Here is a 24557-nt window from a genome sequence, read left to right as displayed (position 1 = left end):
GCCCGCTTGCGCGGGCCTTTTGTCGTTTATCGTTTCAGCCGATCAGAAAATGTCGGCGCCGCTGCCCCATGGGCCGTGCGGCTTGTCCACACCGTCGGTGCGTTCGAAACCATGCGCGCCAAAGAAGTCGCGCTGCGCCTGGATGAGGTTGGCGCTGCCGCGGCCGCGGCGATAGGCGTCGAAATAACCGAGTGCCGAAGCCAGCGCCGAAACCGGCAGGCCCGACAGAACGGCGTAGGAAACCACACGGCGCAGCGGCGCATCGGTATCCTTGACGATGCCGGAGAAGGCAGGCGTCACGATGAGGTTCGCCACATGCGGATCCTTGGTGAAGGCCGAGGTGATCTCATCGAGGAACTCCGAGCGGATGATGCAGCCGGCGCGCCAGATGCGGGCAATCGTCGGCATCGGCAGGTTCCAGTTGAACTCCTTCGATGCGGCCGACATGATCGCGAAGCCCTGGGCGTAAGCACCAACCTTGGCGGCCAGAAGCGCGCTTTCCAGATCGGCGATAAAGGCCTTTTTGTCAGCGGGCGCCGGTGCAAGGGTCGGCAGGCCGAAGATCTTCTCGGCAGCTTCGCGCTCGTCCTTCTGCGAGGAGAGAATACGCGCAGCCACGGCCGCTTCGATGGCGGTTGCGGCGACGCCCATGTTCTGCGCCTCGATGACCGACCACTTGCCGGTGCCCTTCTGGCCGGCCTTGTCGAGGATCAGATCGACCATCGGCTTGCCGGTGATCGGATCGGCGGCGCGCAGAACCTTCTCGGTGATTTCGATCAGGTAGGAGTTCAGGCGGCCCTTGTTCCATTCTGCGAACACGTCGGCGATTTCGACTGCGCTCATGCCAAGGCCGTCACGCAGGATGCCGTAGATTTCGGCGATCATCTGCATGTCGGCATATTCGATGCCGTTATGGATCGTCTTGACGAAATGGCCGGCGCCGTCATTGCCGAGCCAGGCCACGCACGGATCGTTGTTGTACTTGGCTGAAATGGAAGTCAGCACCTTCTCGACGCGCTTCCAGCTATCCTCGGTGCCGCCGACCATGATCGACGGTCCATGACGCGCACCTTCTTCGCCGCCGGAAACGCCCATGCCTATAAAGGTCAGGCCGCTATCCTTGAGATTGTCGAAACGGCGGATCGTATCGCGGAAATTCGCATTGCCCGCATCGATCATGATGTCGCCGTTAGAAAGATGCGGCTTCAGGATTTCCATCTGCTGGTCGACAGGGTCACCGGCCTTGATCATGATGATGATCGGGCGCGGAGGACGAATGGCGGCGACGAATTCCTCGATGGTTTCGCAGGGGATCAGCTGTCCCTGCAAGTCCCCAGCCTCGGCGTAGAATTTTTTCGTCGCTTCAGGGGTTCGGTTGAATACGGCAATCTTGTTGCCCTTTTCCGCGATGTTCAACGCCAGGTTCGAGCCCATGACGCCGAGACCGATCAAACCGATTTCTGCCTGTTCCACGGATGTGCCTCCATCTTGCTTTTAGGTGGTCGTGTTGTGGCACTGTAATGAACAAACGGCAAGGCTAGCCGCGACTGAAACGATTAAATTTTGATGACGCAAATCAGCTTTGCATATTTGCGACAGGTCAGAGCCGGCTCGAAACGACAGGCCCACCTCGCCTCCTATGATCGCCGGGGTCGGTCGTCGCCGTCATCCAGCGCACGCCAGGCGGCCCCGTCCATATCCTCATACTGGCCAGAGCGCACCGACCAGAGGAAGGCGAAAAGGCCGAGCGCCCCCAGAAACAGCGCGACGGGAATGAGATAGATCAGCATGTTCATGCCAGTTGCGCCCCCTCTCCCGCAAAACCTGTTTTTACGTCGTTCCGAGGACGCACGGTTTCAGCCGTGCCGGCAAGACGCAACGCATTGGCGACGACGATCAGCGAGGATGTCGACATGGCGATGGCCGCGATCATCGGCGTCGCATAACCGGCAATCGCAATCGGCACGGCGATGACATTATAGCCGATGGCGAGAGCGAAGTTCTGCCGGATGAGCCTTCCGGCCCGCTGCGACGTCTCGATCGCAAAGGGCACGGCATCAAGATCCTCCTGCATGAACACGAAATCAGCGGCCTGCCGGCCGATATCGGCGGCGGTGGCGGGCGCCATGGAAACATGGGCGGCGGCAAGCGCCGGCGCATCGTTGATGCCGTCTCCCACCATCAGCACCCTGCGACCCTCGCCGGCAAGCGCAGCGCAGCGCGCCGCCTTGTCCCTCGGCGAAAGGTCTGCACTCCAGTTGCCGATCCCCAGCCGCTGCGCCATGGCGCTGACAGCCGCCGCCCGGTCACCCGAGACGATTTCCTGCGCAAGGCCCCGCACTGAGAGGCTGCGCAATGCCGCAACCGCACCTGCGCGCGGATTGTCCTCGAAGCCGAAGCTCGCCAGATGCCGGCCGTCAAGGGACAGCACGACTTCCGACCGGGCATCGCCATTGTCGACGCCCGCGTCGTCATCCGGGCAGGCGAAACGGCGATTGCCGAGCCGGTAGGTTCCGGCTTCCGTCTCAGCCTCAACGCCGGAGCCGGGAATTTCCCGCACTGCCTCATAGGTCGGCATGGCACCGTTATAGGCGGCATACAGGGCTTTCGAGAGGGGATGGCGCGAATGGGCGGCAAGCCCCGCAGCAATCGCCATGGTGGCCGGCTTCACGTCACCTGTCTCGACCAGTCTCGGCTTTCCAACGGTCAGGGTGCCTGTCTTGTCGAACAGCACGGTATCGATTTCGGCCAGCCGCTCCATGGCCGAGCCTTCCTTGACCATGACGCCGTGCCGGAAGAGCCTTCCTGCCGCCACCACCTGCACGACGGGAACGGCAAGGCCAAGCGCACAGGGGCAGGTTATGATGAGAACCGCTATGGCGATCAGCATCGCCTGTTTCCAGTCACCGCCGAAAAAGCCCCAGCCAAGAAATGTCACCAGCGCGAGAAGATGCACGACGGGCGAATAATAGCTCGCGGCACGATCAGCGATGCGCCGATACCGCGCCCGGCCGCCTTCCGCCGCCTCCATAAGCCCGATCACCTCCGACAGGAAGGACTCCTTTGCCGAGGCGGTTACCCGCGCGATCAGCGAACCGGTGAGGTTGAGCGTACCGGCCTGCAGGCTGTCACCTGCCGTAACGCGGCGCGGTGCGCTTTCGCCGTTGACGATGGACATGTCGAGATCGCTGCTGCCGGAGACGACCACGGCATCAACCGCCACACGGTCCCCGGCGGCGATCGCTATCGACATTCCGGGTTGGACATCGGCAAGCTGGCGGTATTCCCGCGTTCCATCCTCACCGATGACGGTTGCGCCGCGCGGCGAAAGCCGGGCCAAGCCCGCAATGGCCGAACGCGCCTTGTCGCGCATGATATGGTCAAGCGTGCGGCCGATCAGCAGGAAGAACAGCAGCGACACGGTCGCGTCGAACCACGCATGTTCACCGTGATGGATCGTTTCCCACAGCGAAACGGCATAGGAGAGCGTGATGGCGAGTGCGATCGGCACATCCATATTGGTGCGGCCGTGTTTCAGCGCATTCCAGGCCGACTGGTAAAAGAAGCGGCCGCCATAGATCAGCGCCGGCGCGGCGATCATCGCCGAAATCCAGTGGAACATGTCGCGCGTCGCCGCATCCGCGCCTGACCAGACGGAGACGGAAAGGAGCATGATATTGGCGGAGGCAAAACCGCACAGCGCCACCGCCCTGATCAATTGCGAACGCAAGGCGTCGGAAGCATCCTGACCGCTGGCGAAAAGATGCGTGCGATATCCGGTCGAAAGAATGGCGCGAGCGAGATCGGAAGGATCGGTCCTGACGCCATCGACCTCTTCCTTCCAGACGATTGCGACGCGTTTCGACGACAGGTTCACGCGCGCGCGCTCCACCTGGCGGAGACGGCCGAGCGCGGTTTCGATGGTGGTGATGCAGGCGCCGCAATAGACATCCGGCACGCTGAGATCAGTCTGCCGCAGCCCCTGCCCCAGATCGCGGCTCGCCAGCAGCAATTCCTCCGACGATGGTGGATTGACCGGTTCGCCAAGCTGAAGCGAACCTTCCGTTCCCGGTGCGCAGCAGCTCATTTGCGCCCCCTGATGACGGCGATCCGCGTCCCCTCATGCACGATGATCCGGCCATCCTTGACGGCGGTGATCTCAACGATCCACTGGCCGGGCAGCATGTCATGCGCGCCGGTGAAGACGCCGATGGACAGCGGGGTGAGCTCCATGTCGAAATTCTGGCTTTCACCGACCGGCCGGCGGAAATGCGCCGTCACCGTATCCGTATCGACGGGGCCGGTGTCGGGATGGAAAACATCGTAGCGTACGGTCTGTTCGTCCACCACGAGCTTGCCCTTGATGCCGGTCGCAGCCCGTGCCTTGGCGGCTTCCGCCTTGGCGTTGAACTGCTGGCTGGCGACATAGGTATTGGGCACGACAAGCCCGCTCCAGCTGTTCACCGCATTCCAGGCCATGATCATGTTGACGGTGATGATGGTGCCGAAGAACAGCAGCATGACGCCGAGCATGTGCCAGCCGGTAAAAGTGAAGCCGGATGTCTGGCGATTGTTCACGGTCATTTTTTCACTCCCGGAGCGTTGAAGACAGCATCGTAACGGGCCGTCTCGTGGCCGCCCGTATCGCTGACGATGAACTCGAAATTTTCAGCCGTGCGCGCGACATCCTTGCCCGGCAGGGTGACGAAGACCTTCAGCGTCGTCGCCTCATCCGGCTCGACCGTGACGTCGAAAGTGCGCGAGGCCGTATCCGGCATGCCGTTTATCTTCATCACCGCATTCGGGATGCCCTCGATGGTGAGGCTCATCGTGCGCGGCTGCGGCACCATGTTGAGAATGCGCACGGTATAGCCGTTGCGGATGGAACCATTCGATTCCAGTACATATTGCGGATTGCGGTCGTGCAGAACGTTGAGCGCCAGCCGCTCGCGCGTCACCAGCGCAAACAGCATGCCGATGCCGACCGCCGCCCAGATGGCCGTGTAAAGCAGCGTGCGCGGACGGAAGACGATGCGCCAGTTGAAGTGGCGGATGCTCTTCCTGAAGCTGCCGTCCTCCTCGCGCACATTGGCGGGGCGGATGGCGTGCGAACCGTTGCCGGTCGCCAGCGCCATGTTGGACTGGTATTCCGCAAGCGTCGCATAGGCGATCAGCCCGCGCGGTTTGCCGATCTTGTCCATCACCCCGTCGCAGGCGTCGATGCAGAGCGCGCAGGTGATGCATTCCAGCTGCTGCCCATCCCTGATGTCGATGCCCATGGGACAGACGGCGACACAGGCGTTGCAATCGACGCAATCGCCGATACTCTCGCCCGCCGCAGCGGCTTTTTTGGCGTGCCGCGAGCGCGGTTCGCCGCGCCAGTCATTATAGGTGACAACAAGCGAATTCTCATCCAGCATCGCCGCCTGGATGCGTGGCCAGGGACACATGTAGGTACAGACCTGCTCCCGCATCAGCCCGCCGAAAACATAGGTGGTGGCGGTAAGCGTGGCGACGGTCGAATAGGCGATCATCGGCGCCTGCCCCGTCATGAACTGCATCGCCAGCGTCGGCGCATCGGCGAAATAGAAAATCCAGGCGCCGCCGGTCAGAACGCCAATCACCAGCCAGATCGCATGTTTCAGCACGCGCTTGCGCAGCTTGCCGAATGTAAGGGGCGCGGCGTCCAGTTTCATGCGGGCGTTCCTGTCTCCCTCTATCGCCCGTTCAACCACCAGAAACAGATCGACCCAGACGGTCTGTGGACAGGTATAACCGCACCATGCGCGCCCCACGGCTGAGGTGACGAGAAACAGCCCCAGCCCCGCCATGACCAGCAATCCCGCAACGAAAAAGAACTCCTGCGGCCAGATTTCGATGAAGAAGAAATAAAAGCGCCGGTTGGCGATATCGATCAGCACTGCCTGATCGGGTGCATAAGGCCCCCTGTCCCAGCGCAGGAACGGCGTCAGATAATAGATGCCGAGGGTGACGAGCATCACCAGCCATTTGAACCGCCGGAACCGACCTTCCGCGCGCTTGGGAAAAATCTTCTTGCGGGCTTCGTAGAGCGGTTTGCGCGTTTTTGCGGAATTGACGGCTTCCGCCTCCAGCCTTTCGACGGGCTGTTGCGGGCTGTCCTGTCCGGCGCGATAGATGTTCATGGTAAGATGTCCGTTTTTATCTCCTTGCTTTCTCCCATCTCCCCGGTGAAACATCCTTGACTTACATCAAGTGACGACAAAGTGGCGCAGTATGGGAACGCGCCGCCAAGGGAGGATGAAATGCCTGTCATGCAGTCGAGAATCATTCATCTGTCGATCGAAAAACCCTGGGCCCAGGTCTACGACTTCGCCTCAGACCCGCAGAACATGCCCAGCTGGGCCGCAGGCCTTGCGGGCGGCCTCAAATCCGATGGCGAGGACTGGATCGCCGAGGGCGGACCGCTTGGCGAGGTGCGCGTCAATTTTGCGCCCGCAAACGAATTCGGCGTCATCGACCATGTCGTGACATTGCCGGATGGCATCAAGGTTTATAACGCGCTACGGGTGACGCCGAACGGCAGTGGTACGGAGGTGAGTTTCACCCTCCTTCGCCTTCAGGATATGACGGATGAGGATTTCGAGCAGGATGCAAGAGCGATCACGGCCGATCTCGAAACGCTGAAGGCGCTGCTCGAAAAGGACTGATGGAGGAACGATGACCACGAATACAAACGACCGGCGGATCGACTATGTCGAATTCAACGTCACCGATATCGAGCGCAGCAAGGAATTTTACGGCGGTGCCTTTGGCTGGTCCTTCAAGGATTACGGTCCGCAATATTGCGAATTTTCCGACGGCCGGCTGACCGGCGGGTTCACCACAACGGCACCCGTCTCGGCCAAAGGCGGGCCGCTCGTGATTCTCTACGCCGCGGATATCGAGGATGCCCAGCGCCGCGTCGAGGCCGCCGGCGGCCAGATCAGTGTCGCGCTTTTCGAGTTTCCCGGCGGACGCCGTTTTCATTTCACCGATCCGGATGGATACGAACTGGCCGTCTGGTCGAAAAACTGATCGGCAGGAGCCCGTCATGACTTTGACAACGCCGCCTTTTTCGTTGGTCGGTATCGATCATATCGTCTTCATCGTCGACGACATGATGCGGGCGCTCGATTTTTACCGGAACGTGCTGGGGTGTAGGGATGGTTACTCTTACCCTGCTCTCGGGATGGAACAAGTCTGGTGCGGAAATGCCTTGATCGTGCTGTGGGATGTCACGCATCCCGGTGGCACGAAGGCTGCTCCGCCCGTCGCCGGAGGACGTAATGTCGATCACATCTGCATAGCGACCGGTCCTCTGAACCATGATGCACTTCGCGCACATCTGGCGAAATTTAACGTCACGATAGAACAGGAAGCCTTTCACGGCGGCGCGAGAGGAATGGGACATTCGTTCTATTTCCGTGATCCCTTCGGCAACAAGATCGAGTTGAAGGGACCAGCCGAATATCCGGATGGACGGGCGGAAAACGCCTGATCTAAACAATAAAAAAGGGCGCCTCCCCGGCGCCCCCTCTTTACATTCCGCTTGCTTCACTCGCCCCCACCAAGCGAATGCACGAAGATCGCCAACTGCTTGACCGTCGTATCGCCAAGGCGCTCACCCCAGGCGGGCATGACGCCATGCTTGGGCGAACGGATCTGCGCGACGATGCCCTCTTCTCCATGCGCCTTCAGCCAGATCGCATCGGCGAGGTTCGGTGCGCCAAACTCGCGGTTACCCTTGGCATCCTCGCCGTGGCACGAAGCGCAATTGTCGGCAAAGAGCTGCTTGCCGGGTTCCACCAGCGCCGGGTTGGCGGGCGTTCCCGTCAGGCTGACGACGTAAGCCGCAACCTCGCGGATTTCATCCGACTTGAGAATATCGCCGAAGGCGGGCATTTCCGACGCGCGCGTATCAGCGTCATCTGCAAAACGGATGCCGTGCTTCACCGTCGTGTAGATGTCGTCGACGCTGCCGCCCCACATCCAGTCGTCATCATTGAGGTTGGGATAACCCTGCCCGCCTTCCGCACCGGAACCGTGACACTGAATGCAATTGACCTTGAAAGCGGCTGCGCCACCGGAAAGGGCAAATTGCATCAGGGTCGGATCGGCCTGAATGTCGGCAAGCGACGAATTGGCGATCTTGTCGACAAAAACGCTCTGCGACTGTTTTGCATCGGCGATTTCGGCGGCTATCTCACCGCGGCTGCTCCAGCCGAGCAGCCCTTGTGTCGCCCCGTTGATCAACGGCCATGCCGGATAGGCGATGGTATAACCGATGGCCCAGAGGATCGTGAAGTAGAAGGTCCAGACCCACCAGCGCGGCATGGGATTGTTCAGCTCACGGATACCGTCCCATTCATGGCCGGTGGTTTCGACGCCGCTGATGTCATCAATGTGTTTTTCGGACATATCCTAGTCCTCCTTGAGCGGAATGCTGGCGGCATCGTCCGCGGCCTTCTTCGAGCCGGGGCGAAGGGTGAAAACGACGACGCCGGCGAAGAACAGGGTCATGGCAAGCAGGCCCCAGCTATCGGCGAAGTGGCGCATGGCCGTGTAGGTTTCCATGGCTTACACCTCCTCACCGGTATCCGGCGGCATCGTCATAGGTCGAAAAATCGACCAGCGTGCCGAGCATCTGCAGATAGGCGACCAGCGCATCCATTTCGGTGAGCTTGGCTGGATCGCCGTCAAAATCACCCACTTTCGCCTTGGGATACCGCGCCAGGAGTTCCGACGAATCCGCATTCGGGTCGGCCTGGGCGGCAAGATCGGCCGCGGATTTCTCGATCATCTCGTCGCTATAGGGCACACCAACGGCGCGGTTGGCCTTCAGCTCCATGGAAACGTCGGTGATCTTCAGCGGCGTGGTCTTGAGGAAGGCATAGGACGGCATGATCGATTCCGGCACCACCGAGCGCGGATCGGCCAGATGCTGCACATGCCATTCGTTCGAATAACGATCCCCGACGCGCGCGAGGTCAGGCCCCGTGCGCTTGGAACCCCACTGGAACGGATGGTCGTACATGGATTCCGCCGCCAGGCTGTAATGCCCGTAACGCTCCACTTCATCGCGGAACGGACGGATCATCTGGCTGTGGCAGACGTAACATCCCTCGCGGATGTAGATGTTACGCCCGGCAAGCTCCAGCGGCGTGTAGGGCCGCATGCCCTCCACCTTCTCGATGGTGTTTTCGAGATAAAAGAGCGGTGCGATTTCCACGATGCCGCCGATAGAGACGACCAGAAGCGAGCCGACCAGAAGCAGCGTGGCGTTGCGTTCGATGACGCCGTGTTTGTCGAGTATGGACATCGGCCTCTCCTTATTCAGCGGGCTGCAGCGAAGGAGCCGCATCCTTGCGGACGCCCTCCTCGCGTTGATGACCGAGGATGGTCATCGTGACGTTGTAGGCCATGATGAGTGCGCCGCTGAGGAACATCAGGCCGCCCAGTGCACGCATCACGTAATAGGGGAACAGCGCCGCGACCGATTCCGCGAAGGAATAGACGAGGAAGCCCTGGGTATCGTATTCGCGCCACATCAGCGCCTGCTGGATGCCGGCCACCCACATGACGGCGGCGTAAATGACGATGCCGAGCGTGGCGAGCCAGAAGTGCCAGTTGACCAGCTGCAGGCTGTAGAGACGCTCCCTGCCCCAGAGTTTCGGCGTCAGGTAATAGATCGCGCCGAAGGTGATCATGCCGTTCCAGCCGAGAGCGCCGGAGTGAACGTGGCCGATGGTCCAGTCGGTATAGTGGCTGAGCGAGTTGACGGCCTTGATCGACATCATCGGTCCCTCGAAGGTCGCCATGCCGTAGAAGGCCACCGCCATCACCATCATGCGCACGATGGGATCGGTGCGGATCTTGTCCCATGCGCCCGAAAGCGTCATCAGGCCGTTGATCATCCCGCCCCAGGACGGCATCCACAGCATGATCGAGAACACCATGCCGAGCGTCTGCGCCCAGTCCGGCAGCGCCGTATAATGCAGGTGGTGCGGGCCGGCCCAGATATACATGAAGATCAGCGCCCAGAAGTGGATGATCGACAGCCGGTAGGAATAGACCGGGCGGTTCACCTGCTTGGGAATGAAATAATACATCATGCCGAGGAAGCCGGCGGTGAGGAAGAACCCGACGGCGTTGTGGCCGTACCACCATTGCGTCAGCGCATCCTGCACGCCCGAGAAAGCCGAGTAGCTCTTCACCCCGAGGAAGGACACAGGCACCGCCAGATTGTTGACGATGTGCAGCATTGCGATGGTGACGATGAAGGCGAGGTAGAACCAGTTCGCCACATAGATATGCGGCTCCCTGCGCATCAGGATCGTACCAAGGAAGGCAACGAGATAGGCGACCCAGACGATGGTCAGCCAGATATCGACATACCATTCCGGCTCGGCATATTCGCGGCCCTGCGTGATACCAAGGAGATAACCCGTAGCAGCCATGACGATGAAGAGGTTATAACCCCAGAACACGAACCAGCCGAGATTGCCGCCGAACAGGCGCGCGCGACAGGTTCTCTGCACGACGTAGAAAGACGTGGCAATCAGCGCATTTCCCCCGAAAGCGAAGATCACCGCTGACGTGTGCAGCGGCCGCATGCGGCCGAAATTGAAATAGGGCGCGATGTTGAGATCGGGAAAGGCGAGCTGTAACGCCACCACGACCCCGACCAGAAAGCCGACGACACCCCAGAACACGGTGGCGATGACACCGTATTTCACCACCTCGTCGAAATATTCCGACTTGAGTCGCACGCGCGCAGCCTGATCGACCGGCGCGAAGGAAACGAGGCGCAGCAGAAGCACCGTGCTGACCAGGAGTGTAAAGAACAGCACCCACATATGGGCAGCGAAAAGACTGTCATGGGCAAAGGCTGCCCCGAGCAACGCGAGAAAGGCCCCGAGGGCCACGATCGCGGTTTCTAACGTGTAATTCATTGTTGGTTTCCCCCAACGTGCAAGCCGACCGACGAAAGGCACGGCACGCGCCTGGGAGAGCGGGAACGCGCCTTTGCGTCGGTTGGAGCATTGCCACCGCGCGGGAAAGCCCACCTTGATCCAGATCAAGAATGCAAAGCTGTCGCAGCCCCGGCAAAACAGGGCGCGGCTTTACGAGGGGAATTTGCGTAAAAGCAAAAAACGCAGGGCGATATCGACCAGCCTGGACGGGTGTCGTCTCAGCCCTTCATCTTCAGGGGCAGCCCGGCGGCGACAAAATAGACCTCGCCGGCAATGGCTGCGATTCGCTGATGCAGGCGGCCGGCGTGATCACGGAATTCGCGCGCCATGCGGTTTTCGGGCACGATGCCGAGACCCACTTCATTGGAGACGAATATCAGCGTCGCCTGCGACGATATGATCGCCGCCTCAACTGCGGTGAAGGCAGCCTCGATATCGGCATTCTCCATCATCAGATTGGTAAGCCACAGAGTGAGGCAGTCGACAAGAATGACATTTCCCGGGTCGTCGAGCCGCTGCAGAACGGCGACGATATCGACCGGCGCTTCATGGGTGGTCCATTCCCCGCCGCGCCGCTCCTGATGATGGCTGATGCGGTCGCGCATCTCGTCATCCCATGCTCGCCCGGTGGCGAGGTAATGCAGGCGTCCGCCGGCTTTTCCCGCGAGTTCCTCGGCAAAACGCGATTTGCCGGAGCGCGCGCCGCCAAGAATGAAAACGGAGCGGTTTTTATCTGTCATGGGAAACCTGAAGGAAAAGAATGAAGCGGACCGGCATCTTTGCGGTGAAGCAAGCCAGGGACAGGCGGTCATGAAGGGAACGATTCGTAGAAAAAGGCGTCCCCCGGTTGTTCATGCCGGACTGCCGCTGATACCGGACCGGAGAAACAAGACCCGCCCGCACGATGCGGGACATGGAAAGCCCTGATTACCCCGGATACCGGAAACACCGGTCCTGATGAAAGGCTAGGTGCGAAATGCCATCCTGTCAATCGGCGGGTGACCGTGCCGGGATTTACGCGGAACCGGTACGCAAAACCTTACCCGGAACCGGCAGACCTGTCGTCCGCAAGTGGATTGATAATGCGACTTGGTTACCGGAAAGTTAGCGAAAAACCGAATGATGAAACCGCAACGCCGAAGGAGAATATCGAGTGACGGCAGTCACCGCCATTGCCTTGCCATGGCCTTCAAATCAATATGCTTTCGAAGATTCGCTAACACCAGGGTGGCCTGCCCGTGATGACCGTCATGGACTATATCTCGATCGTCGTTTTCATCCTGCTTTGGGCCGTCTATACCCATGTAACGACGGGAACGAGGCTGTTTTCCAGAGCCAGCCTCAATCAGGCCATGGCCGAGCGCCGTCGCCACTGGATCATGAATTCGCTGAAACGCGACCTGAAAATGATCGACACGCAGATCATGGCCGGCCTGCAGAACGGTACAGCCTTTTTCGCCTCCACCTCCATTTTCGCCATCGGTGGGTGTTTCGCCCTTCTGGGAGCGACCGAGCAGGTGGAATCGGTGTTTCGCGACATGCCTTTCGTGCATTATGCCGGGCGCACGGCCTTCGAACTGAAGGTCATAGGGCTCACCTGTCTTTTCGGTTATTCCTTCTTCAAATTCGGCTGGTCCTACCGCCTGTTCAACTATTGCACGATCCTTTTCGGCGCCATCCCCATGGTCCACGATGTCAACGCGGATCGCGAGGCAGCGGAGCGAGCGGCCGAAAACGTCATAAAGATGAACATCATCGCTGCTAAGAACTTCAATGACGGCCTGCGGACGATCTTTCTGTCCATCGGTTATCTCGGCTGGTTCATCAGCCCCTATGTCTTCATTGCCAGTACGGTCATCATCATCGTGGCGCTGTTGCGCCGCCAGTTCTTTTCCGAGGCCCGGCGCGCGATCATGGAAGAAAACCAGCCTTGAAATAGCCGCACTTCAAGGGCCAAGCCCTCGGGTCATTTCGAGCGAATCCAAGTGAATGTCAGCTCCCTCGAAAAGCTGAAAAAAGCGGGAAACATGGACACAGACGCAGCCGTAAACGAAAACCGCCGCAAAGGCCGCATCGGCGGTCTCGACACCCTGCGCGGGCTGGCCCTCATCGCCATGGCGTCCTACCACTTCACATGGAACCTGGAATATTTCGGCTATCTCGAACCCGGCACGGCGACAACAGGTCTGTGGAAACTCTATGCGCGCGCCATCGCCAGCTCGTTCCTGTTTCTGGCCGGTTTCAGCCTGTTTCTCGCCCACGGCAGGGGTGTGAACTGGCCGTCTTTCGGCAAACGTTTTGCGATGGTGGCCGGCTCGGCGCTGCTCATTACCGTCGCGACCTATTTCGCCTTTCCGGACAGTTTCATCTTCTTCGGCATATTGCACAATATCGCCGCCGCAAGCCTCGTGGGGCTCCTGTTCCTGCGAGCCCCTGCAGCCGTGACGCTGCTTTTCGCGGTGATCGCTTTCATCCTGCCGCAATATCTGCAATCCGAACTGTTCAACGTAAAATGGCTGGCCTGGATCGGCTTTTCCACCATGCCGCCCCGCTCTAACGATTATGTGCCGCTTCTGCCCTGGCTTGCGCCGTTCCTCGCCGGGCTTGCGGTTTCGCAATTTGTCGCGCCGCGCGGTTGGCTCGATCGCTTTCGAAACCCGAGTTCACCTCGCAACCTGATCGCCAGCGCCGGCCGTCACAGCCTTGCCTTCTACCTCATCCACCAGCCGGTGCTGATCGGCCTCGTTTACACCCTGTCGCTCATCGCTCCGCCTCCGCCTGTCGATCAGGTCGAGCTGTACAAATCGAGCTGTGAAAAGAGCTGCGTCGAGCAGGCAAACGGGCTGGAACTGTGCCAGCGTTTCTGCGGCTGCACGCTGGAGAAGCTGCAGGCGGAAAATCTGTTCGATATGATGATGGAAGGTAAACTCAGCGCCGATCAGCAGACGAAGGTCAGCGAAGTGGCGCAGCAGTGCACGGCTGAGGCGCAGTAAGGAGAGTCAGGCCTTGGCACCCTTTCTTCTCCCCATGGGGGAGAAGGTGGCCCGAAGGGTCGGATGAGGGGCAACGTTGCCGTAACTCACTACCCTTGCCCCCTCATCCCGCTGCCGCGACCTTCTCCCCGGCGGGGAGAAGAGACAAGCGAAACCCGCTCGTTCCATATGCAGCAAAAGTGGAAAGGCTTCAGAGCCATTCTCGACGTAAGTTAACGGAATAGCCAAACCGCTACAGGGCGGGTTTCAAGTCCCCACGCCGATTTCGGCAAGCCGCGTCAGACAGGCTTCTTCAACATTGTCGAGTTCCGCCAGCGTCTCTTCGATGTCCTTGCGTTTTTGCCTGAGATCGGCGCGCTTTTCATCGACCTTCTTCATCAGAAGCACCAGTTGGCCCGATTCGCCCGGCGGCTCCTTGTAGACATGAATGATTTCGCGAATTTCGGAGATCGTGAAACCGATACGACGGCCGCGCAGGATTTCCTGAATGAGGCGGCGGTCCGCAGCCCTGAAAAGCCGGGTGCGCCCGCGACGCTCAGGGTGAATAAGCCCCTCGTCCTCATAAAATCTCAAGGTACGGGTGGAAACACCGAATTCGCGTGTCAGTTCGGTTATGCTATAATACTTGTCCAAGGGCCTATCCGATTCATAACCGGATGATATTATTTGACCTTCACGTAAAAGTCAATTTTTGCCCGCCTCCCTATCCGGAAATACCGTACCACCAGGTCGCGATCCCCAGAAAGGCGAAAAAGCCAACAATATCGGTCACCGCCGTAACGAAGACTGCCGAAGAGACGGCCGGGTCCGCTCCGAACTTGTCGAGCACCAGCGGAATGAGAATGCCCGCCAGCGCCGCCGCCAGCATGTTGAGACACATGGCCGTGGCGATGATGCCGCCAATATGGATATCCTGAAACCAGACACCGGCGACAATGCCGATGGCGCAACCGAACAGCATGCCGTTCAGGATACCCACACCCGCCTCGCGCCTGATGATGCGGGCGGCGTTGTGAATATCGAGGCTTTTGGTGGCGAGCGCCCGCACCGACACCGTCATGGTCTGCGATCCGGCATTGCCGCCCATGCCGGCCACCGCCGGCATCAGGATCGCCAGCGCGACGATCTGCTGGATCGTCGCATCGAACAGGCTGATGACGGAGGCGGAGAGAAAAGCGGTGATGAGATTGACCGCAAGCCAAGGCACGCGTGACCGGGATGTGCTGGCGATCGAGTCCGACAGCTCTTCGTCACCGACACCGCCAAGGCGCAGCAGATCCTCCTCGGCCTCTTCCTGAATGACGTCCACCACGTCATCGATGGTCAGCACGCCCACCAGTCGGCCGTTGTCGTCGACCACGGCGGCGGAGAGAAGGTCGTATTGTTCGAAAAGCTGCGCGGCCTCTTCCTGGTCCATCTCGGCCGGAATGGAATGGTTGGTCTCGTGCATGATCGTTTCGATCTTCACCTGACGCTTGGCGCGCAGCACCTTGTCGAGATCAAGCGCACCGACCAGCTTGAAGGTGGGGTCGATAACGAAAATTTGCGAGAAGGATTCCGGCAGCTCTTCTTCTTCGCGCAGATAATCGATGGTCTGCCCCACGGTCCAGAACGGCGGCACGGCGACGAATTCCGTCTGCATGCGGCGGCCGGCCGAACTTTCCGGATAATCCAGCGCCCGCATCAGCCGCACGCGTTCGGTGAACGGCAGTTGCGAGAGAATATCCTCGCGGTCTTCGTCGTCGAGATCCTCGAGAATATAGACGGCGTCGTCCGAATCCAGCTCGCCGATACCGGCGGCAATCTGCTCGTTCGACATCTGGTCGACGATATCGAGACGGATGCCCTCATCCACCTCGGTCAACGCCGTCATGTCGAAATCGGAACCGAGAAGCCGCACCAGCGCATGGCGCTGTTCTGGCAGGATGGATTCCAGAAGGTCGCCGAGTTCCGATTCATGCAGCCGCGCCACATTCTTGCGCAGGAAAAGCAGATCGCGGTCAGCGATCGCCGCACCCACCATCGTCAGAAAATCGGAGCGTACCGAACCGTCTTCGGCGTAGATATCGGAGAGCGCTTCCGTCGGCTTCATGTCCTCGGGCGCGACAGGATCGTCGTCACGGTCTGTCATCTGGCGTCCCCTCGTATTCAAATGCCGCAGTGCACGGATGCGCAGGCAGAATGGCGTTAAAAGGTATATTGTCAACAACCGGATAGCGGCAAATGAACAAGCTTTCCGACTGCGGCGAAAAATCCATTCAACATTCCTCTTCCTATTGGCCGGCAGGGTCTCAGCCAGCGGCCATAAGCATGTTTAGCCAATCTGCGCGGCTTGTTTTACGACAACGTCCGGCCCCTTTACGCCGTTCCCGTTTCAAAAGTCGAACGGGCAAATAAGGGTTTTACCGCAATGCACAATTAAGACATTGACAGGCGGTGTGGATCAGCGCTTTTGAAGCTGCTTTTGACAAACGGCAAGCGCCTTCGGGCAGGCGCAAGAAGACACATCCCGGGAATCACAGACATGAGCAAGACGGATTTCATAGGCAAGGCATCCTCCGCCGCAGGTGGCTGGGGCGCACTGAAAAGCGTCGGCAAACGCCTTCTGGAATCCGGCGCACCGATTTCCGGCGCCCGCACACTTTGAAGACCAACCAGCCGGATGGGTTCGACTGCCCGGGCTGCGCCTGGGGCGACCCCGAACACGGCTCCTCTTTCGAATTTTGCGAGAATGGCGTCAAGGCGGTGTCATGGGAAGCGACGGAAGCGCGCGTACCACCGGATTTCTTCGCCAGCCGCACCGTCTCCGAATTGCGCAGCTGGTCCGACTACGATCTGGAAAAACAGGGCCGCCTCACCCATCCCATGCGTTATGACCGGGATAGCGATAAATATCTGCCTGTCTCCTGGGACGATGCCTTCGCCGAAATCGGCGACATCCTCAAGGGTCTCGACAGTCCGGACCGGGCGGAGTTCTATACCTCCGGCCGCGCCTCCAACGAGGCGGCCTTCCTTTATCAGCTGATGGTCAGGCTCTACGGCACCAACAATTTCCCCGACTGCTCCAACATGTGTCACGAAGCGAGCGGCGTCGGCCTGAAGGAATCGATCGGCGTCGGCAAGGGCACCGTGCTGCTTGAGGATTTCGAGCAGACGGACGCCATTTTCGTCATCGGACAAAATCCCGGTACAAACCATCCCCGCATGCTGGGCGACCTGCGCCGCGCCGCCCTTCGCGGCGCCCGGATCGCGGTCTTCAACCCCATCCGCGAAAAGGGTCTGGAGCGCTTTGCAGACCCGCAGGACAAGGTGGAGATGATTACCGGTGGCAGCACCCGCATAGCCACCAATTATTACCAGCCCCGGCAGGGCGGAGACATGGCGGCGGTGCGAGGCATGAGCAAGGCGGTCTTCGCCGCCGACGACGCCGCAAGGGCGGCCGGTGAGCCCGCCATTATCGATTATGACTTCATCGCCGAACATGCGGCGGAGTTCGAGGCCTATCGCGCCACCGTCGAAGCGACGAGCTGGGAAAACATCCTCGACCAGTCCGGCCTCACCCGCGCGGAGATCGAGGAAGCCGCCCGTATCTACATGAATGCCGGGTCCGTCATCGCCACCTGGGCCATGGGCGTCACCCAGCACCGTCACTCCGTCATCATCGTTCGTGAAATCACCAATTTCATGCTGCTGCGCGGCAATGTCGGCCGTCCGGGCGCCGGCCTTTGCCCGGTGCGCGGCCATTCCAACGTGCAGGGTGACCGCACCGTCGGCATCGACGAAAAAGCACCGCCGGCGCTTCTCGACGCGCTGGAGAAGGAACTTGGTGTGCCTATGCCGCGCAGACCCGGCCACAATACCGTGGAAGCCGTCGCCGCGATGCTGGACGGCAAGGCTCAGACCTTCATCGCGCTTGGCGGCAATTTCATGCGCGCGACACCCGACAGCCCGCTGATTATCAAGGCTTTCGAAAAGCAGAAGCTGACCGTCAACATCGCCACCAAGCTCAACCATTCGCATCTGGTGCCGGGTGAAACCTCCTTCGTATTGCCCTGCCTTGGCCGAACGGAAATCGACCGCAATTCGGCCGGCCGCTCGCAGATCGTCACGGTGGAAGATTCCATGAGCATGGTGCACGGCTCCGGCGGCATCAATCCGCCGGCCTCGGAGGAGCTGCGTTCGGAAGTCGCCATCGTTGCCGGCATCGCCGAAGCAACGCTTGGCAATGCGCATGTCGACTGGAAGGCGCTTGCCGATGATTACGATCTCATCCGCGACATGATCGAGCGCGTCATTCCCGGTTTCGATAATTTCAACGAGCGCGTCCGTGTGCCGCGCGGTTTTCATCTGCGCAATGCCGCGGCCGAACGGGAATGGAACACGCCGGCGAAAAAGGCCACCTTCTATAGCGGCCCGCTGCCCGAACAGACCGAACACCAGCAGGCGCTGATGCGCGACAACCTCTTCGTATTGCAGACCTTCCGCAGCCATGATCAATACAACACCACGATCTACGGCATGGATGACCGCTATCGCGGCGTCTATGGCGAGCGCCATGTCATCTTCATGAACCCAGGGGATATGGAAGCGCTTGGCGCCCATTCCCGCCAGCGCGTCGATGTCATCGGCGAATATGGCGATGGTGTGGAACGGGTCGCGAGAAATTTCCGGCTGGTGCCCTATAATATCCCGCGTGGCAGCGTCGGCGGTTATTATCCGGAACTGAACGTGCTGGTTCCGCTGTCGAGCTATGGCGAAGGCAGCTTCACGCCGACATCGAAATCGGTGCTCGTCTCCGTTCGCCTGCGCCCGGACGCCTCCTGATGGACGAGGCGCACTCCGCCGCTGCGTTCATGGCGGCGATGGAGCGGGTTCAGGAAAGTTCCTCACAGGCGCTGACAGCCACGGGCGCGGCGATCCTTCTGGCGGTTTATCTAAACATTGCCGCCGACAGCCGCAGCATCGCCAACCGGCTTGGGCTTGCACACGCCCTCATTCTGCGCGAAATCACTCTGCTGTCGCCGCGTTTCGTGCGGGTCACAAAACGCGATGCCCGCACCCAGCGCAGCTTTCTGGAGGCAACGGAGGAAGGACAGGCGCTCGCCGCCTCTTCCTCCCGAATTTGAAAAGAACGGAGCATTCCTTGGCAATCAGGCCGATCCTGCCCTATCCCCATTTCGGTCTGTCCGAGATCTGCGCGCCGGTCACCGTTTTCGGCGAGCAGCTGCACGATCTGGTCACCGACCTGACCGACACGATGCGCGCCGCGCCCGGCGTGGGCATCACCGCCGCCCATATCGGCGTAAAACAGCGAGTTTTCGTGCTGGAGCTGACACCGGGAACTGTCCTGACTTACGTCAACCCTGAAATCGTCAGCCAGTCGTCGCAGACAATGCGCCATGTGGAGGGCAGCGTCTCCATGCCGGGCTTTACCGACGAGGTGGAACGGCCCTCGGAAATCGAGGTTAGGTTTCAGGACATATACGGGGCAGAACACCGGCAGACCGCCCAAGGATTTCACGCCATCTGCATCCAGCACGAGATCGACCAGCTGGATGGTATTTTCTGGCTGAAGCGCCTCTCGAAGCTCAAGCGCGACCGGCTGGTAAAAAAATGGGAAAAATCCCGAAAACCCTGACGGTCAGCCGGTAACTGACAGCATAAATTCCGCATCGCCCTTCAGCGTGTTGCTGACGGTGCAGATATCCTCGGCCATATGGGCGATGGCGCTGCGGGTGGCCTCATCGAAATCCCCCTTTATCTCGATCCGGACATCGAAACGCACGATCCGCGATGGCTCTTCATCGGCCTTTTCGCCCGACACACGCACCGTGACCTTTTCGAACCGGTCGAGCACAGCCATGCGGCTCGCCGCAATCCGGGCGCTAAGCGCCAGGCAGGCCGCCAGCGACGAATAAAGAAGATCGAGCGGATTGAAACCCGGCTCTGAGGCCCCCGTCACCACCGTCAGCGCGCCTCCGGTGGCCGTGACGACGTCGGGATGCCCAAGACGGCCAAGTGTAACGACGGCCCCCGTCGGACGCTTTTTAACCCGGAACTGATTCATACCCGACCTCACACCGCGATTTCACCCGATGGAACCAAAATTAGCCTCGCGCTTTTACTCACGCAACGGTGAACGACCGTCGAATATTGATTAAAAAGGGAGCTGGGACATATGGTTACATCTACGCTCGTCAGCATTCTGATCACCTTCCTGGTGATTGTGCTTGTCTTGTGGCTTATCGCGCGACTGCCGGTCGGCGGCGGTGCGAAGCAGATCGCTCAGGTGATCGTCATCATCATCGGCATTATTTCGTTGCTGAAATATCTCGCCGTGTTCTGATGTCCCGGCACGGTGCAGACAAAAAAAGGCGGCGAAAGCCGCCTCTTTTATGCGCTTTTTTCCACCCGCCTGATCGCTATTGGCGAGGCTCGAACTGATAGGCTTTTTTCAGTGTAATATCCCGGACGCTGCCAATGCCGAGAAACGGCGTATTGTCGGCGTCAAAAATCGCCCTGCCCTTCGCCACGATCCAGCGGCTCGAACCATCAGGCAGATTGACCTTGTAGCGCTGGTCGAAAAACACGCCGGTGGTGATACTCTCAAAAATGGCCTGCGCCACCTGATCGCGCATTTCGACGTCGATTCTTTCGAGAATTTCCTCGATCGTCACCCCGCGCGACGCAACGGGTTCCGGAAACCCATGACATTCCGCCGTTACAGCATCCATGATCAGCCTGTTGTCGGAAATGCTCCACATGTAATAGCCGAGCGCATTGTCTGAATCCGTTTTGTCCCCCAGCACGAAAACCCCCAGACATTTTTCCTGACAAAAGCTAACATCAGACCTCTAATATTCCACCCCTCGTTTTTATGGGGGGAAGCGTCTGGCTACTGCAGCGTGTATCGATATCCACGGAAATCTGCTGATCACCGAATCCAAATGGCGTTCCGAGATGGACGATAATTCTGAAAAGGCATCGCAAAACCACCTGCCTGCGCCTACATGGCTTAAGATGATATTTCGAAGGAGTTCAACATGGTGCGAACCGCCATCACTTTCGGATTGTTGACCGCAACCGTCTTTCTAGCCGGATGCCAGACATGGCATAGTCCATATCGTGGAAACGAGTGGCGAATGGATCAGGTCATGGACGGCGATCCCTACCGTGTCGGTGACGGGCAGCGCAACCGACGCTAGTTCACCTCGTCCATTCAAGCCGGACGGCGGCAAGTGGATAATTTGCCGCCCTTCAATCAGAGCGTTCCGGCTGCGCGCTAAAACATTGACATGGCCGATGTGCGCACCAACGAACCTTCGTGGTTTCCAAGGCGTAGGGCTAATCAGTTGACTAAAAAAGAAAAAACCCGCCGAAGCGGGTTTCTTTGGTGCGGTCGAGAAGACTCGAACTTCCACGGGTTGCCCCACAGCGACCTCAACGCTGCGCGTCTACCAATTCCGCCACGACCGCATCGTGGTAGGCGTCGACTTGCGCCGACGGGGGTGCATGTAGCAAAAGGATTTTCGGTGCACAAGAGCGTCGTGACAGTTTTTTGAAATTAAAAATCGCACTGCACCATCCTATATGCAGGAAGCCCGGAAATGCTGGGGTTGCGGCCCTGTCGCCATTTTGCGAGAAGGCTGTGGAAAGGACTTTTTCATGCTCACACGCACCGATATCGAGACAAATATGCTTGCCCCCGCCGGTTCGCCGCCGGTTCGCTGGCGAATCTCGGAAGGTCTCGTGCCTTACGAGGTGGCAATAGAGGAGATGGAGCGGGAAGTCGCCGCCATCGCCGCCGGGGAGGCTGACGAACTCGTCTGGCTTCTGGAGCATCCGCCGCTCTATACCGCCGGCACCAGCGCCGATGTCGCCGATCTCATCGAGCCGGAGCGTTTCCCGGTCTTCGCCACGGGTCGCGGCGGTGAATATACCTATCACGGGCCCGGACAGCGGGTCGTCTACGTCATGCTCGACCTGAAGCGGCGGCGGCAGGATGTGCGCGCCTATGTGGCGGCGCTGGAGGATGTCATCATCCGCACGCTCGACAAGATGAATGTCCGGGGCGAACGGCGCGAGGACCGCGTCGGCGTCTGGGTCAGGCGGCCGGAAAAACCCCTGCTTGCCGATGGCGGCATGGCCGAGGACAAGATCGCCGCGCTCGGCATCCGCCTGCGCAAATGGGTGAGCTTCCATGGGCTCTCGATCAATGTCGATCCCGACCTCACGCATTTTTCCGGTATCGTTCCCTGCGGCATCAGCGCCTATGGCGTCACCAGCCTTGTCGATCTCGGATTGCCGGTTATGATCGGCGACGTCGACGTTCTGCTGCGCGAGGCCTTCGAGGAGGTCTTTGGCCCTGCAGTGCCCGAAACCGGCGCTGGCGGCTGATTGCAGCGCAACCTTTGCCGCAGTCCGGTGTTTCCAGCATCGATCACTACAAGAGGAGGAACGACCATGTTCACAACGTCCGCCTATGCCTGCGACGACGGTTCTTCGCCGATGAAGCTCGCGGCCATCAAGCGTCGCGATCCCGGCCCGCGCGATGTCGAAATCGAGATCGAATTCTGTGGCGTCTGCCACTCCGATATTCATACGGCCCGCAGCGAATGGCCGGGGTCCCTCTACCCCTGCGTTCCCGGCCACGAAATCATCGGCCGTGTCGGCCGGGTGGGTGCGCAGGTCACCAAATTCAAGGCGGGTGACCGCGTCGGCGTCGGCTGCATCGTCGATAGTTGCCGTGAATGCGCGAGCTGCGCCGAAGGTCTGGAGCAATATTGCGAAAACGGCATGACCGGCACCTATAATTCGCCTGACAAGGCGATGGGCGGCGGCGCGCATACGCTTGGTGGTTATTCCGCCCATGTGGTCGTCGATGACCGCTACGTCCTCAACATTCCCGAAGGCCTCGACCCGGCGGCCGCCGCACCCCTGCTCTGCGCGGGCATTACCACCTACTCGCCGCTGCGGCACTGGAACGCCGGCCCCGGCAAGCGTGTCGGCGTCGTCGGTCTCGGTGGCCTTGGCCATATGGCTGTCAAGCTTGCCAATGCCATGGGTGCGACTGTCGTGATGATCACGACCTCGCCCGGCAAGGCGGAGGACGCCAAAAAGCTTGGCGCCCACGAGGTCATCATCTCGCGTGATGCCGAGCAGATGAAAAAGGCCGCCTCGAGCCTCGATCTCATCATCGACGCTGTGGCCGCCGACCACGACATCAACGCCTACCTCGCACTGCTGAAACGTGACGGTGCACTGGTGCAGGTAGGCGCGCCGGAAAAGCCGCTCTCGGTGATGGCTTTCAGCCTTATCCCCGGCCGCAAGACCTTTGCCGGCTCGATGATCGGCGGCATTCCCGAGACGCAGGAAATGCTGGATTTCTGCGCCGAAAAAGGCATCGCCGCCGAGATCGAGATGATCGATATCGATCAGATCAACGACGCTTATGAACGCATGATAAAAAGCGATGTGCGTTATCGCTTTGTCATTGATATGAAGAGCCTGCCGCGCCAGAAGGCCGCCTGACCCCGGAAGGGGGGCGACCTTGCAGGCGTCCCCTCTCCCGTTGGACCTTTTGGTCGAAAGCGCAGCCTGATCCATGACTCCCCGATCCATGACCAGCCAGACCGGTTTCAACGATATCGCCAAGGGCATGACCATCATGGCGGGTTGCATGCTGGTGCTGCCGGTCATGGATGCGATCGCCAAATACATGGCGGTGAGCGGCGGCATGTCGCCGGCGCAGGTGACCTTCTACCGATTCTTTTTCCAGGTGCTCTGCACCCTGCCGCTACTGCTTGCGGTGTCACCCAGGGCGCTGTTCAGCGCCAAACGGCCATGGATGAACTGCCTGCGCGGCGTGCTGCACGCCTCGGCCAGCCTGATGTTCTTCGCCGCTGTCAAATACATGCCGCTTGCGGATGTCTTTGCGATCTATTTCGTCGAACCATTCATGCTGACGATGATGTCGGCGATCTTCCTCGGCGACAAGGTTGGCTGGAAGCGCTGGACGGCGATCGCAGTCGGGTTTGGCGGCGCCTTGATCGTCATTCAGCCAAGTTTCGAAATCTTCGGCTGGACATCGCTTCTGCCGGTCGCCTGCGCCTTCCTGTACACACTTTACCTGTTCCTGAACCGCGCCATCGGCGATGCCGACAGCCCGCTGGTCATGCAGACCATGTCCGGCATTGCCGGCACGGTGTTCATGGGAGCGGCCCTTCTTGCCGGTGATGCACTCGGCGACAAGGATTTCGCCGTCTCGCTCCCGCAATCCGGCTTTGCCCTCACGCTGCTAATCCTGTTGGGATCGATATCCGGCTACATGCACCTGTTGATTGTCAGGGCCTTCCGGCTGGCGCCGCTTTCTCTGCTGGCGCCGTTCCAGTATTTCGAGATCATCTCGGCGACTATCCTCGGTTATGCGCTGTTTTCCGATTTCCCGACGCCATCAAAATGGCTCGGCATCCTCATCATCGTCGCATCCGGCCTGTTCATCATCTGGCGCGAGCGCCAGCAAACCGGTGCGACCCCGCCGCTTGACCGGCAGTGACAGTCGACACCTGAC

Annotated in this window: 25 protein-coding genes, 1 tRNA gene and 1 pseudogene; 12 read left to right on the top strand and 15 right to left on the bottom strand. The window is 59.9% G+C overall.

All coding sequences use genetic code 11. The features are described from left to right. Positions 1-42: 42 nt before the first annotated feature. The 5 genes from gndA to ccoG form a co-directional block, all read right to left on the bottom strand. Positions 43-1473, bottom strand: coding sequence for an NADP-dependent phosphogluconate dehydrogenase (gene gndA / locus WDZ78_RS06230; RefSeq protein ID WP_425672572.1), 1431 nt, complete (start codon positions 1471-1473; stop codon positions 43-45). 164 nt (positions 1474-1637) lie between these two features. Next, entirely contained in the window at positions 1638-1796 is a 159-nt protein-coding gene (gene ccoS, locus WDZ78_RS06225; RefSeq protein WP_003502794.1) for a cbb3-type cytochrome oxidase assembly protein CcoS, read from the bottom strand. Beyond that, a complete protein-coding gene (locus WDZ78_RS06220) occupies positions 1793-4087 on the bottom strand; it encodes a cation-translocating P-type ATPase (RefSeq protein WP_425672571.1) in 2295 nt (764 codons plus the stop codon). Before WDZ78_RS06220 ends, ccoS begins: the two co-directional genes overlap by 4 nt. Next, positions 4084-4584, bottom strand: coding sequence for a FixH family protein (locus WDZ78_RS06215; RefSeq protein ID WP_425672570.1), 501 nt, complete (start codon positions 4582-4584; stop codon positions 4084-4086). Before WDZ78_RS06215 ends, WDZ78_RS06220 begins: the two co-directional genes overlap by 4 nt. Continuing rightward, positions 4581-6164 (bottom strand): cytochrome c oxidase accessory protein CcoG, encoded by a 1584-nt coding sequence (gene ccoG, locus WDZ78_RS06210; RefSeq protein WP_425672569.1) that lies wholly within the window; start codon positions 6162-6164, stop codon positions 4581-4583. The genes WDZ78_RS06215 and ccoG overlap by 4 nt, the downstream gene beginning before the upstream one ends. Positions 6165-6284: 120 nt before the next feature. Here ccoG and WDZ78_RS06205 point away from each other — a divergent pair, with 120 nt between their 5' ends. The 3 genes from WDZ78_RS06205 to WDZ78_RS06195 are packed head-to-tail and all read left to right on the top strand — an operon-like array spanning position 6285 to position 7519. Beyond that, positions 6285-6689 carry an SRPBCC family protein gene (locus WDZ78_RS06205; protein WP_003502802.1) on the top strand — a complete coding sequence of 135 codons (405 nt, stop codon included), beginning with the start codon at positions 6285-6287 and terminating at the stop codon, positions 6687-6689. 10 nt (positions 6690-6699) lie between these two features. Beyond that, positions 6700-7056, top strand: a complete 357-nt coding sequence (locus tag WDZ78_RS06200) for a VOC family protein (protein ID WP_003502804.1) — start codon at positions 6700-6702, stop codon at positions 7054-7056. 16 nt (positions 7057-7072) lie between these two features. Then, on the top strand, positions 7073-7519 hold the full coding sequence (locus WDZ78_RS06195; protein ID WP_003502805.1) for a VOC family protein: 447 nt from the start codon (positions 7073-7075) through the stop codon (positions 7517-7519). Between the two features lie 56 nt (positions 7520-7575). On the opposite strand, the gene ccoP is transcribed toward WDZ78_RS06195, so the two are convergent. From ccoP to cobU, 5 genes are all read right to left on the bottom strand, one after another. After that, on the bottom strand, positions 7576-8439 hold the full coding sequence (gene ccoP / locus WDZ78_RS06190) for a cytochrome-c oxidase, cbb3-type subunit III (protein ID WP_112277842.1): 864 nt from the start codon (positions 8437-8439) through the stop codon (positions 7576-7578). Positions 8440-8442: 3 nt separating this feature from the next. After that, positions 8443-8595, bottom strand: a complete 153-nt coding sequence (locus tag WDZ78_RS06185; RefSeq protein WP_003502810.1) for a CcoQ/FixQ family Cbb3-type cytochrome c oxidase assembly chaperone — start codon at positions 8593-8595, stop codon at positions 8443-8445. A gap of 13 nt (positions 8596-8608) precedes the next feature. Next, complete coding sequence (gene ccoO / locus WDZ78_RS06180) at positions 8609-9340, bottom strand: cytochrome-c oxidase, cbb3-type subunit II (protein WP_026364104.1); 732 nt, start codon at positions 9338-9340, stop codon at positions 8609-8611. Between the two features lie 10 nt (positions 9341-9350). Further along, positions 9351-10973 carry a cytochrome-c oxidase, cbb3-type subunit I gene (gene ccoN, locus WDZ78_RS06175; protein ID WP_425672568.1) on the bottom strand — a complete coding sequence of 541 codons (1623 nt, stop codon included), beginning with the start codon at positions 10971-10973 and terminating at the stop codon, positions 9351-9353. Positions 10974-11212: 239 nt separating this feature from the next. Continuing rightward, the gene (gene cobU, locus WDZ78_RS06170; RefSeq protein ID WP_425672567.1) at positions 11213-11734 is read right to left on the bottom strand and encodes a bifunctional adenosylcobinamide kinase/adenosylcobinamide-phosphate guanylyltransferase; all 522 of its coding nucleotides are present in this window, start codon (positions 11732-11734) and stop codon (positions 11213-11215) included. Between the two features lie 501 nt (positions 11735-12235). Between cobU and WDZ78_RS06165 the strand changes: the two genes are divergently transcribed. Both WDZ78_RS06165 and WDZ78_RS06160 read left to right on the top strand, forming a co-directional pair. Further along, positions 12236-12928: a DUF599 domain-containing protein gene (locus WDZ78_RS06165; RefSeq protein ID WP_020012551.1), complete on the top strand. Its 693-nt coding sequence runs from the start codon at positions 12236-12238 to the stop codon at positions 12926-12928. A gap of 93 nt (positions 12929-13021) precedes the next feature. After that, entirely contained in the window at positions 13022-13987 is a 966-nt protein-coding gene (locus WDZ78_RS06160) for a heparan-alpha-glucosaminide N-acetyltransferase (RefSeq protein ID WP_026364105.1), read from the top strand. Between the two features lie 246 nt (positions 13988-14233). Here WDZ78_RS06160 and WDZ78_RS06155 read toward each other — a convergent pair whose 3' ends face one another. Together WDZ78_RS06155 and mgtE are read right to left on the bottom strand one after the other, a co-directional pair. Further along, positions 14234-14620, bottom strand: a complete 387-nt coding sequence (locus WDZ78_RS06155; RefSeq protein ID WP_003495942.1) for a MerR family transcriptional regulator — start codon at positions 14618-14620, stop codon at positions 14234-14236. A 70-nt stretch (positions 14621-14690) separates the two neighbouring features. After that, the gene (gene mgtE, locus WDZ78_RS06150) at positions 14691-16118 is read right to left on the bottom strand and encodes a magnesium transporter (protein ID WP_020012553.1); all 1428 of its coding nucleotides are present in this window, start codon (positions 16116-16118) and stop codon (positions 14691-14693) included. Positions 16119-16511: 393 nt separating this feature from the next. Here mgtE and WDZ78_RS06145 point away from each other — a divergent pair. From WDZ78_RS06145 to WDZ78_RS06135, 3 genes and pseudogenes are all read left to right on the top strand, one after another. Next, a pseudogene (locus WDZ78_RS06145) lies at positions 16512-18811 on the top strand (FdhF/YdeP family oxidoreductase). Further along, entirely contained in the window at positions 18811-19113 is a 303-nt protein-coding gene (locus WDZ78_RS06140) for a hypothetical protein (protein ID WP_425672566.1), read from the top strand. Before WDZ78_RS06145 ends, WDZ78_RS06140 begins: the two are co-directional and overlap by 1 nt. 17 nt (positions 19114-19130) lie before the next feature. Beyond that, positions 19131-19625: a peptide deformylase gene (locus tag WDZ78_RS06135; protein ID WP_425672565.1), complete on the top strand. Its 495-nt coding sequence runs from the start codon at positions 19131-19133 to the stop codon at positions 19623-19625. A 3-nt stretch (positions 19626-19628) separates the two neighbouring features. On the opposite strand, the gene WDZ78_RS06130 is transcribed toward WDZ78_RS06135, so the two are convergent. After that, entirely contained in the window at positions 19629-20054 is a 426-nt protein-coding gene (locus WDZ78_RS06130; protein WP_425672564.1) for an OsmC family protein, read from the bottom strand. A gap of 111 nt (positions 20055-20165) precedes the next feature. Here WDZ78_RS06130 and WDZ78_RS06125 point away from each other — a divergent pair, with 111 nt between their 5' ends. After that, positions 20166-20333: a Thivi_2564 family membrane protein gene (locus WDZ78_RS06125; RefSeq protein ID WP_003502827.1), complete on the top strand. Its 168-nt coding sequence runs from the start codon at positions 20166-20168 to the stop codon at positions 20331-20333. A gap of 76 nt (positions 20334-20409) precedes the next feature. On the opposite strand, the gene WDZ78_RS06120 is transcribed toward WDZ78_RS06125, so the two are convergent. Beyond that, entirely contained in the window at positions 20410-20796 is a 387-nt protein-coding gene (locus WDZ78_RS06120) for a PAS domain-containing protein (RefSeq protein ID WP_020012558.1), read from the bottom strand. 582 nt (positions 20797-21378) lie between these two features. Next, positions 21379-21463 (bottom strand) — tRNA-Leu (locus tag WDZ78_RS06115). A 189-nt stretch (positions 21464-21652) separates the two neighbouring features. Between WDZ78_RS06115 and lipB the strand changes: the two genes are divergently transcribed. The 3 genes from lipB to WDZ78_RS06100 all read left to right on the top strand — a co-directional run bounded on the left by lipB (position 21653) and on the right by WDZ78_RS06100 (position 24542). Then, complete coding sequence (gene lipB, locus WDZ78_RS06110; protein WP_020012559.1) at positions 21653-22384, top strand: lipoyl(octanoyl) transferase LipB; 732 nt, start codon at positions 21653-21655, stop codon at positions 22382-22384. 66 nt (positions 22385-22450) lie between these two features. Continuing rightward, positions 22451-23518, top strand: coding sequence for an NAD(P)-dependent alcohol dehydrogenase (locus tag WDZ78_RS06105; protein ID WP_425672563.1), 1068 nt, complete (start codon positions 22451-22453; stop codon positions 23516-23518). 88 nt (positions 23519-23606) lie between these two features. Then, positions 23607-24542, top strand: a complete 936-nt coding sequence (locus tag WDZ78_RS06100; RefSeq protein ID WP_425672562.1) for a DMT family transporter — start codon at positions 23607-23609, stop codon at positions 24540-24542. The last annotated feature ends 15 nt before the right edge of the window (positions 24543-24557 follow it).

It is taken from the genome of Agrobacterium sp. M50-1, assembly GCF_049843495.1.
Classification (GTDB): Bacteria; Pseudomonadota; Alphaproteobacteria; order Rhizobiales; family Rhizobiaceae; genus Agrobacterium; species Agrobacterium radiobacter.
The sequence above is the reverse complement of the archived record's forward strand: the minus strand, read 5'-3'. Positions and strand labels throughout refer to the sequence as shown.